Consider the following 13,435-nt stretch of genomic DNA (forward strand, 5'->3'; position numbering starts at 1 on the left):
CAAAGTCAAAAAAAAATTCTCCCGCTTCATTAAGCAGGAGACCCTTTTCACGAGAATAATTCATCTAAAATTTTGATTTTCTCTTTTGTATAAGCTTCAAAACCGTCATTGTAAGATTTTGGATCCTTCGGATTGGCAAAGTGTGTAATTTTCCCAGTCAAAGGATCAACAAATTTACTTGCTGCACCACAGCCAAGACCAATTATGGTCTGAACTTCTTCCATAATCATTATATTATAAATACTTTCTTGACTTGGCAAAGAGTAACCAACGTTTTCCAGATTGCCTAGGATGTTCTTTTGTCTGTATAAATAATAGGGTACATAGCCATGGCTAGATGTCCAGCCCTCAGCGAGCTCCATCATTTTTTCCACTTCGCTGCGGTCTGCGACCTTATATTTCTCTTTATTCTTAGTCATTTCAGAAGCACGCTTAAACGATAAAGTATGAACGGTTAAAGATTCAGGCATCAGTTTTTCAGTTTCATTCAAGGAGTGGGTAAATTCAGGAATCCCTTCACCTGGCAAGCCTATTATTAAGTCCATATTAATATTGTTCATGCCCATCTGTCTTGCAAGATGATATTTTTCAATAGTTTCTGTTACCGTATGATGTCTTCCGATTGCTTTTAAGGTTTCTTGTATATATGACTGTGGATTAATACTGATACGATCAATCTTCCATTTTTTTAATACTTCCAATTTTTCAGCACTGATTGTATCTGGACGGCCAGCTTCAACCGTAATTTCGCGAATCTTATCAACTTCCGGGAAGGATGTGTACATTTCTTCGTAAAGCATGTCCATCTCTTCAGCGGTAATACTTGTTGGCGTTCCGCCTCCATAATAGACGGTTGTAATCCTGATTCCTTTTTCCTTTAACCATGCACCGATTTTCTTCATTTCGTAATGAAGACCTCCTAAGAAAGAGTCAACGGAGCCTTGACGTCCGTTTATCGCATAGGCTGGGAAGGTGCAATAAGCACATTTTGTAGGACAGAAAGGGATACCGATATAAATACTCACTTCTTTTTGCAGTGAATATAGGTCGGGAACTACTGTCAATTGACGATCAACAATTTGCTGCATAAGTTCGATTTTTTCATCTGTAATTAAGTAATCTGCCTTTAATTGCTGATGTGCAGCTTCTAATGGAATCCCTTCCTGCACTTTTTTGTGAAGCAGTTTTGTCGGTCTAACACCTGTTAAAATTCCCCATTTTTGGGTAATGTTTGTGTAATCCTGCAAAACTGTTAAATATACGTGGGAAACAGCATTTTTTATCTGCTTAAAACGCTCTTTTTCTGAATCTGTTATTTGAATTTCTCTTTGATAATCTGAGGCAAAGACTTTTTCGTCTTTACTTATCAATTTAGCTGAAACCTGTATATTATCCTGAACCTGCAAGTTAAAAATTATTTGTATATCTGCTTCTTCAGCGGCTGACTTGAAAATCTTAGATTCTTCAAAAAATAAATTAGCAATCAGCTGGAGAGGCCGATTGAATCTTTCATCCTCTAACCCTATTATTGAAATTCGCAAGTATATCACCTTTCAAATTAAACTTCCTTAAGTGTACAAAATCAGTAATCTAAGGTCAATATAATGGAAATTATTCCATAAAAACAAAAAAAGATATCAATGGCTTCCGCCGATGATATCTTTGTATGGTCAATTTTTTATGATTTTCATTTTCCGTAAAAACTCAATGGGCTGTTGTTTTCTAAAGTGTTCTTTAACCATATAGGCTACACCCTGTTCATTTTGCGACCTCGTGACCCAATCTGAGGCTTTTTTTACAGCAAAATCAGCATTCCACATCGCGACACCTAATCCGGCTGCTTCAATTAATGGTATATCATCTAGTCCGTCACCTATATAAACCACTTCTCTCGCTTTAAGCCCAAGCTGATTTGCAAGGCTGGTTAATCCGGCAAGTTTGGAAACACCAGAAGGGACAATATCTAATCTTAATGAATCTAGTTCAATAATTTCTATCTCAGTAAACATTTTACTAAGTGCTTTTTTAGCATCAATTAAATCGCTTTTTTCTTCAAAATATACCTCAATCTTTGGCGGGGTTACAGGCTGATCATGTAAATGTTCACTTAAGGAAGAAACAAACTGCTGTGAATAAAAGATAGGGTCCCCTGAGGTAAAAACTGTTTTCGCTAATAAATTATTTTGGAGCTTGAATTTATTTGCCAGCGAATACTGTTCATGTACCAGCCTTATTTGGCACGGGATGCCCTCTAGGAATCGTACTGTATCGTAAGTAATATCCTCATTTATCCGTTTAACATAAATCGGCTTTTCTATTTCGCTTGCAATTAAAGCACCCTGATGTGTAATAAGCGGTAATTTTATCTTTAATGCCTTAGCCACCTTTTTCGCTGATGGAAAACTTCTTGAAGTAACAAGAGTAACATAAATCCCTTTTTGCTGAACATATTCTATGGCATCCTTCGTTGACTTATGAATTTTTCCATTCGTCTGTAATAGTGTTCCATCAATATTTAAAGCAAGCAAACGATAAATCATTTTGTTGCCTCCTGTTCTTGGTGAAATTACCCTTATATCACTTTTATGACTGTTTATCCATTTATATGACTAACCCAAGAACAAGAAAAAAGCCTTCGGTTTTGGCACCGAAGGTTTGAATGTAATGTTATTGCATTTTCCCGTAAAGCTCTTCTAATGGTTTCATAATAATTTGGTTAAGTTCCCCAATAATCATGCTCATCCGTTGTTCGGCTTGCATAAGATTGGCAATTTTTGCATTCTGTTGAACTTGGGCGACCGTTGCCTGAGCCTGTTGCACTTCTTGATCAGAAATATTCTGTCCCATCATTTGTTTTTGCTGCAAGTTCATTTGCATTTGTCGGAACTGGTCAAACATCTTTTTTGCTGCAGGATCTGCATTTACTTCATTGTAAGCATTTTTTAATGCTGTATACTCATCGCTTTGACGAATAGCTGTTTCAAGTGCATAGGCGGAATCAAATAAATTAACTGCCATTTAAAATCACTCCCGTTATTTATTGGCTGTGTTAAACTAGCCTGTTGATTTCCGCTCCAGGCGCTTCGCTTTCCGCGGGCGGGTTCGGGGAGCCTCCTCGGCGCTTTAGCGCCTGCGGGGTCTCCCCTGTCCCGTACTCCCGCAGGAGTCTCGCCCCTTCCGCTCCAATCAACAGGGTTAAAAAATCAACAGTAACCTTTAACACAGCCTATTGATAAACAATTCCAATCAACTATAACAAACTATTCTAATAAATGCGAGAATGTTCAATTCACAATCCATAACGTTATAACATACGATACCTATATCAACTAATGCCCATTTTTGAAAAATAAATGAGGAGTGATTATGTCTTTTTCATTTTCAACCATTTCAATTATTCCAATAGTGTCTTCAAAACAACATGACCGCTTCATACAAATGTCCCGCCAAATGTTTCAACAATTAAAACTTAATAACGATCAGGAATTAAATGTTACTATTGGCAGGTCATCTAAAAAGGTAAACATACAAATTGTAGAGATGGACACCAACGTAGTGCAAATACCTGATTCTATCATGACTGCATTAGATTTACCTTCCATAAAAATAAAGTTACAGGCCTTTTACCGTCGTGACAATCAAACACTTCAGCTCGGTCCAGTCGTAGGACTGCTAACTGATTTCGCGACTGATGAAATAAACGAACCGCATTTTCGTTCTATCCATGGTTTTTGTGAAGAACTTCATCAAGGAATTTCTGAAAATGGTGGTTTATTTTATGTGTTTTCATTAGAGCAATTTTCATCACAAGGATATTACTTTAACGCAGGAAAATGGAGTCCTGCGAAGCTTCCTTTACCTGATGTCATCTATAACCGCATTCATTCCCGCCTACTCGAACAAAAAAATCAATTTCAGGATTTCCGTAACAGAATTGAAAAGCTGAACATCCCGTTGTTTAATGACCGTTTTCTCTCTAAATGGGAAGTGTATAAACATATTAGAGAGGAGAACCACTTAATCCCCTATACACCGGAGACTAAAATTTATTCAAAGGAAAGTCTTTTTGACTTTGTTCAAAAATATCCAACAGTTTATATAAAACCTATTCATGGAAGTCAAGGAAAAAACATTATCAAAATAGTAAGGGAAAAGGAAAACCTATATCGTTTTCAAACATCGTTTACCACAGATACTGCCAAAATTGAAAGTATTTATTCGCTAGAGGAAATCTATCAACGAATTAAACCTCTGCTAACCAATCGAATCTTTCTTATTCAGCAAGGAATTTGCTTAATTACCCAAGACTCCCGTTCTATAGATTTTCGGGTGTTATGCCATAGAAATGAAAATGACGCTTGGGGTGTGACTTCTATGGTAGCAAGAGTCGCAAATGAACAAGAATTCGTTTCCAATTTAGCTAGAGGCGGAACATTACTTCGGCCGCTCCAGGCCTTATTAAGATGGATGGATCGAAGGAATGCTCTTCAAACTCTCTCCCTTATGAAGGAATTATCAATTGAAATTGCAGAAAACATAGGACGACGCTCAACGGGTATAACCGGAGAGCTTGGAATTGACATTGGGGTTGACGAAGGAGGAAAACCTTGGCTAATAGAAGTAAACTCAAAACCTTCCAAACTATTTGAAGACAATCCCGGAAAAATTAGACCGTCAGCAAAAGCGATTATCCAATTTTGTACAAAGCTGGCCAAAGACGTTATTTCTGAAAAGGAGGTTGAATAAATTGATTTCATTTGGAATCATGTCCCTAAAGCTGGATAGTGAAGATTCTTATATTAACGATATCGCTAAACTTGCGGAATCGTGCGAAATGGAGTGTTACCGCTTTATCCCCACTGAAATTAATCCCCATTCACTTCAGGTACGAGGTAAAAAATTTGATGCAAAAACTACTCAGTGGATAGATTTAGAGTTTCCAATTCCACCCATTATATATGATCGTTGTTTTTATGGTGATGATGAACATTCCAAGCTTTGCCTGCCAATTGTTTCCTGGCTTAAAAGCAGAAACGATATTACTTTTTTAGGCTATGGATTACCCAACAAGCTCGAACTTTACCATTCACTAAAAAACACTGCATTATCTGCCTATTTACCCCCAACAAAATTTGCAGATGATTCAAAGATCATCTTAAAAGAACTGAATAAGTTAAAGAAAATTATTATAAAGCCAGTTAATGGGTCTCAAGGATTTGGCATTTATTCATTGAAGAAAAATGACAAGACCTTTCATGTCAAAACAGAGAAACAAAAAAAGATTATTTCGCGAATTTTTCCAAATGAGTCCAAGCTTATCAAGTGGCTGGATCCATTGATAACTAACCGCCATTACCTGATCCAGCCGTTTCTGGAATTATCAAATGATGAACTTCAGCCATTTGATATTCGTGTTCTCCTGCAAAAGAATATTCAGGGAGTCTGGGGTGAACTTGGCAGAGGTATTCGCTTAGGTAATTCTGGTGGCATCTTATCCAATTTAAGTGCCGGAGGATCCGTTATTACCTTTTCAGATTGGACATCATCATTGCAGCCGGCAAAAGGAAAGTATATCCGAGAGGAGTTAGAGTATATCCTTTCCCAGCTCCCCCTTCTACTTGAAAAAGAATTTTTGCCATTATTTGAGCTTGGTGTCGATATAGGTATCGCTAAAAACGGATCTATTTGGATTCTAGACATTAATTCCAAGCCAGGGAGAAAGGTTATTTTAGAAACCCAGCCAACTTTAAAAGAAACGCTTTACTTAACTCCTCTTCTTTATGGAAAACATTTATTTCAAACCGGTCAATCAGAAAGGAAGAGCTTTCATGAGAAAACGTTATCTCATTGAAATTGCCCCAAATCATCAATTGATCGTTTTTTGTCCGCCTCAACTTATTAAAGAAAAGACTATAAAAAGAATTGCCTTCGGGTCAAAATCGATGGAAGTTGATTTCCGCCCCCATCCAGACAAAAATGACCGAATTGTGATTAGTAAAGCAATTCAAAAGGCTATACATTTCCCGTCCTTTAGTATTCCGCTCCATATTTTTTTAGAAAAAGAAATACTTTATATTGGGCCGCTCGTTGGAATCTTCACTGCCGGATTTACACAAATTCAGGAACAGCCCATTGGAGAAAGAACGTTATTCTTTTCGAAACTTTTATCAGTAAATAAAGAGGTTGGGGCAATTGCCTATCTTTTTGGAGAGCAGCATATTGATTGGGAACGCGGGATAATTGAGGGGGTCTTTTATTATGATTCCTCTTGGCATCATTTTGAAGTGCCCTTTCCAAATGTTATTTACGACCGTCTGCCAAATCGAAGAAGTGAAGGAAATCCAAAATTAATCAAAGTGAAGAACAGATTACAAAAGGACTGCCTTATTCCCTGGTATAATCCCGGCTTCTTTAATAAGCTGGATATATACGAGAGACTGCAGCAGGATGGTTCAGTCGAAGCCTATCTTCCTGAAACCCATTCGTTTACATCTTTTTCCTTAGTTGAAAGGATGCTTTCAAATTATGGGCATGTGTATATTAAACCTAAAAACGGAAGCCTTGGATTAGGTGTACACCAAATTATCTATGATAAATCTACATCTGAATATTTTTGCCGTTACCAAGACGACGAAGGCATTAACCGCTTGCGCAAATTTTCAAGCTTAGAAAGATTATTTCATTCCATTTTTAGTAATCAGTCACTTGAAAAAATGCTGGTACAACAAGGCATTCACTTGCAAAGGCATGACAGTCGGTCCATTGATTTTCGTATTCATACGAATAAGGACGATTCAGGTCTTTGGCATGTAACCGCCATTGCAGCCAAAATTGCTGGTGCAGGCAGTGTTACAACACATACTAGAAGCGGTGGAGCGATAAAAACGATAGAAGAGATTTTTCCGAAGGAAGAATGCGAATTATTTACTAAAAAACTATCGAATGCTGCCCTCTTATTAAGCAAGGCTATTGATAAAAATATATCGGGCATTATTGGCGAGATTGGTTTTGATTTGGGCATCGACCGAAACGGTGAGGTATGGCTCTTCGAAGCGAATTCTAAGCCAGGAAGATCCATCTTCAGTCATCCAGAACTAAAACCATTTGATTTATTAACTCGAAGATTATCTCTAGCCTTTGCAGTATTTCTGACAGAACAATCCCTATTCCACCCAGAGGAACTTTTCAAATGAAGGATGATAAAAAGACTCTCCTCGTTGGTATTATGACGGCACGTAAATCTAATGGGGCAATTACAGGCAATGGCCCGCTTTTTATAGAATTGCAAAAAAAGCTTATTTCCCTTAGCGGAATGAGCTTTATTTTTACAATTGAAGGGGTAGAGCAGGATACAATTAAAGGATATTCCTTTTCACCGAATGAAAATCGATGGATACAAAAAACATTTCCATATCCTGACCTTGTTTATAATCGAATCCCTTTTCGCAAATCAGAACAAGATGAACGATGCAAACACTTTTTTTCCCACTTACATGAAAAAAGGATTCCTTTTTTTAACCCTTGTTTTATTGATAAATATGATTTGTTTAATTTGTTAAAAAATCATTCGAGCCTTCAACGTTACTTACCACAAACCATTCTTGTCGAAACAAAAAATGAGTTTTTTTTATTTCTAAAAAAGCATAAGAATGTTTATTTAAAACCAAGTCAAGCCTCAAAAGGAAAAGGCATATACCGCTTACGAATCATGAATTCAAGGGAAATTGAGATGGAGGGAGTAATAGAAAAGAAAACCTATACCTCCTTTCATCTTTTTTGGGAAGACTGGAACAAAGAGCTGAAGGATAAAAATTATATTGCACAAGAAGAAATATCCTCAGCCAAATATAATGGAGCACGTTTTGATTTTAGAATACTAGCTCATGCATATGAAGATGACTTTAACCTTACAGGGATTGGCATTCGTTCATCACAGGAACAAGAAATTACGACCCATATTCCATCAGGCGGGAGGCTTCTCCCCTACAAACTTCTGCAAACGACTGCACATGACCAATTCATTCAAACAATCGTCCCTCAAATAGGAAAGGCATTATCGGAACAGTTTGGCTTTTTTGGAGAATTTTCGATTGATGCTGCGGTAAGTGAGTCAGGAAAATATTATATTTTCGAAGTAAACTCCAAACCCATGAGCTTTGACGAAACTGAAATCGAAGATAAGAAAATCGAGCAGCTTTGCCGTTTATTCGTCCAGCTGGCAAATGATAAAAAGTAACATTATATCTATTTAAATAATCTCCAAAACAAGGTAAGCTAAAAATATCCTGAGAAATCAAAGGGGGATTATCAAATGCTTATGCACTTTCAGTTTAAGCCATTATTTGAAAATAAAAATATACCAGGCTGGAGTTTTTCCTTTTATTATAAAAAGCAAAGATTCACCGGAATTTACCACCAAACTGGAAAAATTGAATGGACAACAAATACTCCTGAACAAGAAGATATTGAAGAGTTAACCAGTCAGATTCATGAATTAATGCTCTATCATGTTTATGAATGAAAATTTATCCTATCCCACACAATAAAGATATAAAAGGGAAAGGATGGATAATAATGGAAAAAGGTAAAGATCAGTTAACAAATCAAGGCTCCGCACATGAGGGCAGAGACAAGGTGTTTATGGATGTTGACCGCATGATTAATGAAGGAATGTCAGGCGGTTCTGTGCACGCCCGACATGATTCAACCAATATTGAAGAGGCACGAGATTTGGTTGAAGAGCAACCACCATATGAGTGTGATTAATATCTCTGCATAGAATGGCAGGCTGGACCTTAAAAGGCTCAGCCTTTTTTAATTTCATGCTGCAGGACTCAACTGTTATAATAGAACCATTAAATTTTAATGACGGGGAAGGTACGATGCTTAGAAAATTATTATCAATATATAAGAATTCCACTTTATTTCCCGGTCGGCCCACTCACCCTTCCGAGTTAGTTTATATGTTTTATGATGAGATTGAGAACGAATGGATTGGCATACCGAAAGCAGAATTAGGAGAAAAAGAATTAACTCTTCTTAAAACGCTTTATGAATTAGTCGAAATACAGCCAGTCTCCTTTTCGAGAATAGGTAAAACTTGGTCTGAATTTCTATTATCTGATGGCACTCCCCCTATATACAAGGACGATACACCATTACGATTTATTCATTTTAATATTACTGGTGATAATCATCATCAAGAAGAAATGGAATCTGCCTTAAAGGGGTTCTTTTCTGAAGAGATCATCATTATTTGGGAAAGCAAAAATAGGGGTATCGTCATAGAAGAAAAAAAACAAATTTTTCTTTCAGATGAAGAATTATTGTCGATGGCGGAAACTTTGGAAAGTGATTTTTACGTTAAAATTTCTTTTTTTATTGGAAAACTAAATCTGTTTTCTATTCAACTTCGGTCTAAATTTAAGCAAGAGCAAGAATACTTTTCATTTGCCATTGCTTATCTTGGATTTTCTAATATACTTTCGTTTGAACGAGTATTTCCGTCTTATTTAGCCCGTCATTTGCCGGATGAATTACAACAAAAGATAAACCAGGAAATATTTGAGCTATTTTTGAATGATACAGAAATGTTTTCCACAATTAAGTTTTTTTTAGAACAAAACTTAAATGCAAGTATGACCGCTAAAAAATTATATATCCACCGAAATACTCTGCAATATCGAATTGACAAATTTACCGAAAAAACCGGGATTGGCTTAAAGGATTTTTACGGAGCCTTTACCGTGTTTTTAGCCTGTCTTCTGTTTGAACAGCAAAAAAAATAACAATATGCCCAAAAAAGCGTTTTCATTCTTTGTGCAGACTGTCCATATAAATTTTAATCCCTCCCCTGTAAACTAAAGTTACAAAATGATATTGGGAGGAATAAAAAATGGCAGAATTAAAATTAGATCATATTTATAAAATTTACGATAATAAAGTAACCGCTGTACAAGACTTCAATTTGCATATTGAAGATAAAGAATTTATCGTCTTTGTAGGGCCCTCTGGATGCGGGAAATCTACTACACTTCGAATGGTCGCAGGCCTTGAGGATATTTCAAAAGGTGATTTCTACATTGACGGCAAAAGAGTCAACGATGTAGCTCCAAAAGATCGTGATATAGCGATGGTTTTCCAAAATTATGCCCTCTATCCTCACATGACTGTTTACGATAATATGGCGTTTGGATTAAAGCTTCGCAAATTTCCAAAAGATGAAATCGACCGTCGTGTAAAGGAAGCCGCAAAAATTTTAGGATTAGATGCATATTTAACTCGTAAACCAAAGGCTCTTTCAGGTGGACAACGCCAGCGTGTTGCTTTGGGTCGTGCCATCGTTCGTGATGCAAAGGTATTCCTTATGGATGAACCTTTGTCTAACCTGGATGCTAAGCTTCGCGTGGCGATGCGTGCAGAAATTGCCAAGCTTCATCGCCGCTTAAATACAACAACTATCTATGTTACCCATGACCAAACAGAAGCAATGACAATGGCTTCCCGTTTAGTTGTTATGAAAGATGGTATCATTCAACAGGTGGGTACACCAAAAGAAGTTTATGAAAAACCAGAAAATGTGTTTGTTGGCGGCTTCATCGGGTCACCAGCGATGAACTTTTTTAATGGAAAACTAGAAGACGGCAAGTTTATCATTGGAAAATCTTCAATTGCTGTCCCAGAAGGAAAAATGAAGTATTTGCGTGAACAAGGGTATATTGGTAAAGCAATTATTCTAGGCGTACGCCCAGAAGACATTCATGATGAACCAGTCTTCATCGAGGCATCTGCAGGTACTAAGATTACTGCCAACATTGATGTTGCTGAATTAACTGGAGCAGAAATGATGGTATATTCAAGCCTTGGAGAACAAGATTTTGTTGCCCGCTTAGATTCACGTGCAGATGTTAAACCAGGTGATAAATTAGAGCTTGCGTTCGACTTAAATAAAGCACACTTCTTTGATGCTGAAACAGAATCAAGAATCCGCCAATAAAAGTGAATTACTGAAAAGTCCCGTTTTTTAATCGACGGGGCTTATTCTTTTATAAAAATAATTTCATCTTTTTGACAAGTTGGACAGCGGTAAAGATGTGGACACTTCTCTCCTGAATTTGTGTCTGGAAAACCATCCTCCATTTTCATTAAATCAATTTCCATATATGGACTATAATCATCATAAAAATCCATTAGTCTGCCGCTCTCTATCATTGAATCTCCGCAGTTTGAACACATTAAATACGCTTCGCGCAAACCATTACAAACTGGACATATCGCCATATTCTTCACCCTTTTGAAAAGTAGATACCATTAGTTTGTGTTACTTCCCCTACCCTAGTAATGGAATAAATTACTAATCAATTCTTCCGAATAAGTCTTTACTTTTTAATCATAATAAAATTACAAGCAACACATTACATCGATGGATGAAACCAACAAGGGTAGAAGCCGGTGCAACTCCGGATCATCCAACCAAATTTAATTTCTCCGATACTAATAATTTTTATCAAACGAATATTGATAATACGGGTTAGGCCATGGTGGCAATGGTTTTCCATTATGGTTCAATACCATACTAACCCCAAATTTATTAAGAGGAGTGTTATTCAACTATGGCAAGTAACAACAACTCTAATCAACTTTTAGTACCAGGCGTAGAGCAAGCACTTAATCAAATGAAGTATGAAATTGCAACTGAGTTTGGAGTAAATCTTGGTGCAGACACTACTTCACGTGCCAACGGTTCTGTAGGTGGAGAAATTACCAAGCGTCTTGTTGCAATGGCAGAATCCCAACTTGGCGGCGGCTTCCAACGTTAATTTTTTAGCAAACCCTTAAATACCAATTAAATAATATGGCTAAAGCCCCCTCCACTACTGGAGGGGGCTTTCATTTTAATTTAAATCATATTTTCTGGTTTGATCCATTGGTCAAATTGTTCTTCTGAAACATAACCAGTTTTGATTGCTGCTTCTTTCAAAGTGCTATTTTCTTTGAACGCCAATTTGGCAATCTCTGCTGCTTTTTCATAGCCAATATGAGGATTTAGGGCTGTAACTAACATTAAGGATCGTGCCACATGTTCCTTAATGACTTGCTCATTTGCTTCTATTCCATAGGCACAATTTCCATTAAATGAACGAATACCATCTGTCAGAAGTCTGATGGATTGGATTAGATTATAAATAATAACTGGTTTAAAGACATTTAACTCAAAATTCCCTTGACTTGCTGCCATACAGATGCTTGTGTCATTACCAAAGACCTGGCATACAATCATCGTCAATGCTTCACTTTGAGTAGGATTTACCTTCCCAGGCATGATAGAGCTACCAGGCTCATTAGCAGGAATGCTAATTTCTCCTATGCCGCTTCTAGGCCCGCTTGCTAGCCAGCGAATATCATTTGCAATTTTCATTAGGTCAGCCGCTAATGCTTTTAGAGCACCATGTGTATAAACAATTTCATCGTGGCTTGTCAGGGCATGAAATTTATTTTCTGAAGATCTAAATGTAAAACCAGTAAGCTTTGAAAGCTGTTCAGCCATCTTTTTTCCAAATTCAGTGCCTGCATTAATGCCTGTGCCTACAGCGGTCCCTCCAATGGCTAAATCAAGCAAATAATTGCTTGCTTCTGAGATCATTTTTTCATTCTTATCGAGCATAAACCGCCATCCGCTAATTTCCTGCCCAAGTGTTAATGGGGTTGCATCCTGCAGGTGGGTTCTTCCGATTTTAACAATTTTTGAAAAAGAATTTTCTTTTTCTAGAAGGGTGCTTTTTAACTCCTGTATGGCTGGAAGCAGGTTTTTAGTTATTTTAATATATGCAGCAATATGCATTGCGGTTGGAAACGTATCATTCGAGCTTTGGGACATATTGACATCATCATTTGGATGAACAAATTGATCGCTGCCTTGCTCTCTTAACCATTCATTGGCCCGATTTGCAATCACTTCATTAACATTCATATTGGATTGCGTGCCGCTGCCTGTCTGCCATACGATTAAAGGAAAGTGGTTATCAAAATCTCCATTTAGAAGCTGACCGCATACATGGTTAATTGCATTCATTTTTAATTCACTTAACTTTCCTACTTGGAAATTTACGGTTGCGGCTGCTTTTTTTATAAATGCTAAACCATAAATTAGTTCAATCGGCATTTTCTCGGTTCCAATTTTAAAATTTTCTTTGCTGCGCTGTGTTTGTGCCCCCCAAAATTTATCTGCCGGTACTTTCACCTCACCCAGCGTGTCTTTTTCGACTCTAAAATTCTCCAAGGATTCCACCTCACTTTTTTTACATTACTTCAATATATATTCCCATTTTGAAGGCAATTCTTTCCAAAATTTAAAAAAACTGCAGATGCTTCTCTGCAGTTTATGCTTTATAGATCGTATATCCTATATAATAAGAAAGGATTAAGAAACTGCCGA

Annotated in this window: 14 protein-coding genes; 9 read left to right on the forward strand and 5 right to left on the reverse strand. The window is 37.1% G+C overall.

What is annotated here, in order from left to right:
• Positions 1-47: 47 nt before the first annotated feature.
• The 3 genes from PH210_RS03005 to PH210_RS03015 all read right to left on the reverse strand — a co-directional run bounded on the left by PH210_RS03005 (position 48) and on the right by PH210_RS03015 (position 3,018).
• Positions 48-1,541 (reverse strand): coproporphyrinogen III oxidase, encoded by a 1,494-nt coding sequence (locus PH210_RS03005; RefSeq protein WP_289982885.1) that lies wholly within the window; start codon positions 1,539-1,541, stop codon positions 48-50.
• A gap of 129 nt (positions 1,542-1,670) precedes the next feature.
• Positions 1,671-2,540 carry a Cof-type HAD-IIB family hydrolase gene (locus PH210_RS03010; RefSeq protein ID WP_289982886.1) on the reverse strand — a complete coding sequence of 290 codons (870 nt, stop codon included), beginning with the start codon at positions 2,538-2,540 and terminating at the stop codon, positions 1,671-1,673.
• Positions 2,541-2,667: 127 nt separating this feature from the next.
• On the reverse strand, positions 2,668-3,018 hold the full coding sequence (locus PH210_RS03015) for a YlbF/YmcA family competence regulator (RefSeq protein WP_289982887.1): 351 nt from the start codon (positions 3,016-3,018) through the stop codon (positions 2,668-2,670).
• 348 nt (positions 3,019-3,366) lie between these two features.
• Here PH210_RS03015 and PH210_RS03020 point away from each other — a divergent pair, with 348 nt between their 5' ends.
• The 8 genes from PH210_RS03020 (at position 3,367) to PH210_RS03055 (ending at position 10,996) form a co-directional block, all read left to right on the forward strand.
• A complete protein-coding gene (locus PH210_RS03020; RefSeq protein WP_289982888.1) occupies positions 3,367-4,746 on the forward strand; it encodes a YheC/YheD family endospore coat-associated protein in 1,380 nt (459 codons plus the stop codon).
• 1 nt (position 4,747) lies between these two features.
• Positions 4,748-5,851 carry a YheC/YheD family endospore coat-associated protein gene (locus PH210_RS03025; RefSeq protein WP_289982890.1) on the forward strand — a complete coding sequence of 368 codons (1,104 nt, stop codon included), beginning with the start codon at positions 4,748-4,750 and terminating at the stop codon, positions 5,849-5,851.
• A complete protein-coding gene (locus PH210_RS03030) occupies positions 5,829-7,193 on the forward strand; it encodes a YheC/YheD family endospore coat-associated protein (protein ID WP_289982894.1) in 1,365 nt (454 codons plus the stop codon). The genes PH210_RS03025 and PH210_RS03030 overlap by 23 nt, the downstream gene beginning before the upstream one ends.
• Positions 7,190-8,236: a YheC/YheD family endospore coat-associated protein gene (locus PH210_RS03035; RefSeq protein ID WP_289982896.1), complete on the forward strand. Its 1,047-nt coding sequence runs from the start codon at positions 7,190-7,192 to the stop codon at positions 8,234-8,236. The genes PH210_RS03030 and PH210_RS03035 overlap by 4 nt, the downstream gene beginning before the upstream one ends.
• 75 nt (positions 8,237-8,311) lie before the next feature.
• Positions 8,312-8,521, forward strand: coding sequence for a YheE family protein (locus PH210_RS03040; RefSeq protein WP_289982899.1), 210 nt, complete (start codon positions 8,312-8,314; stop codon positions 8,519-8,521).
• 53 nt (positions 8,522-8,574) lie between these two features.
• Positions 8,575-8,766 carry a hypothetical protein gene (locus PH210_RS03045; protein WP_289982901.1) on the forward strand — a complete coding sequence of 64 codons (192 nt, stop codon included), beginning with the start codon at positions 8,575-8,577 and terminating at the stop codon, positions 8,764-8,766.
• Between the two features lie 116 nt (positions 8,767-8,882).
• Positions 8,883-9,788, forward strand: coding sequence for a PucR family transcriptional regulator (locus PH210_RS03050; protein WP_289982902.1), 906 nt, complete (start codon positions 8,883-8,885; stop codon positions 9,786-9,788).
• Positions 9,789-9,895: 107 nt separating this feature from the next.
• On the forward strand, positions 9,896-10,996 hold the full coding sequence (locus tag PH210_RS03055) for an ABC transporter ATP-binding protein (RefSeq protein ID WP_289982904.1): 1,101 nt from the start codon (positions 9,896-9,898) through the stop codon (positions 10,994-10,996).
• Positions 10,997-11,037: 41 nt separating this feature from the next.
• Here the strand turns inward: PH210_RS03055 and PH210_RS03060 are convergent, their stop codons facing one another.
• A complete protein-coding gene (locus PH210_RS03060; protein WP_223592971.1) occupies positions 11,038-11,280 on the reverse strand; it encodes a hypothetical protein in 243 nt (80 codons plus the stop codon).
• 332 nt (positions 11,281-11,612) lie between these two features.
• Here PH210_RS03060 and PH210_RS03065 point away from each other — a divergent pair, with 332 nt between their 5' ends.
• Positions 11,613-11,819, forward strand: a complete 207-nt coding sequence (locus tag PH210_RS03065; RefSeq protein ID WP_289982906.1) for an alpha/beta-type small acid-soluble spore protein — start codon at positions 11,613-11,615, stop codon at positions 11,817-11,819.
• Positions 11,820-11,899: 80 nt separating this feature from the next.
• Here PH210_RS03065 and fumC read toward each other — a convergent pair whose 3' ends face one another.
• A complete protein-coding gene (gene fumC / locus PH210_RS03070) occupies positions 11,900-13,279 on the reverse strand; it encodes a class II fumarate hydratase (protein ID WP_289982908.1) in 1,380 nt (459 codons plus the stop codon).
• Positions 13,280-13,435 lie beyond the last annotated feature (156 nt).

This window comes from Paenibacillus sp. BSR1-1 (genome assembly GCF_030403775.1).
Taxonomy (GTDB): domain Bacteria; phylum Bacillota; class Bacilli; order Bacillales; family Cytobacillaceae; genus Neobacillus.

Coding starts and splice junctions, on each gene's coding strand:
- PH210_RS03010 (WP_289982886.1), bottom strand. CDS start 2,540: ATGATTTATCGTTTGCTTGCTTTAAATATTGATGGAACACTATTACAG.
- PH210_RS03015 (WP_289982887.1), bottom strand. CDS start 3,018: ATGGCAGTTAATTTATTTGATTCCGCCTATGCACTTGAAACAGCTATT.
- PH210_RS03020 (WP_289982888.1), top strand. CDS start 3,367: ATGTCTTTTTCATTTTCAACCATTTCAATTATTCCAATAGTGTCTTCA.
- PH210_RS03030 (WP_289982894.1), top strand. CDS start 5,829: ATGAGAAAACGTTATCTCATTGAAATTGCCCCAAATCATCAATTGATC.
- PH210_RS03035 (WP_289982896.1), top strand. CDS start 7,190: ATGAAGGATGATAAAAAGACTCTCCTCGTTGGTATTATGACGGCACGT.
- PH210_RS03040 (WP_289982899.1), top strand. CDS start 8,312: ATGCTTATGCACTTTCAGTTTAAGCCATTATTTGAAAATAAAAATATA.
- PH210_RS03045 (WP_289982901.1), top strand. CDS start 8,575: ATGGAAAAAGGTAAAGATCAGTTAACAAATCAAGGCTCCGCACATGAG.
- PH210_RS03050 (WP_289982902.1), top strand. CDS start 8,883: ATGCTTAGAAAATTATTATCAATATATAAGAATTCCACTTTATTTCCC.
- PH210_RS03055 (WP_289982904.1), top strand. CDS start 9,896: ATGGCAGAATTAAAATTAGATCATATTTATAAAATTTACGATAATAAA.
- PH210_RS03060 (WP_223592971.1), bottom strand. CDS start 11,280: ATGGCGATATGTCCAGTTTGTAATGGTTTGCGCGAAGCGTATTTAATG.
- PH210_RS03065 (WP_289982906.1), top strand. CDS start 11,613: ATGGCAAGTAACAACAACTCTAATCAACTTTTAGTACCAGGCGTAGAG.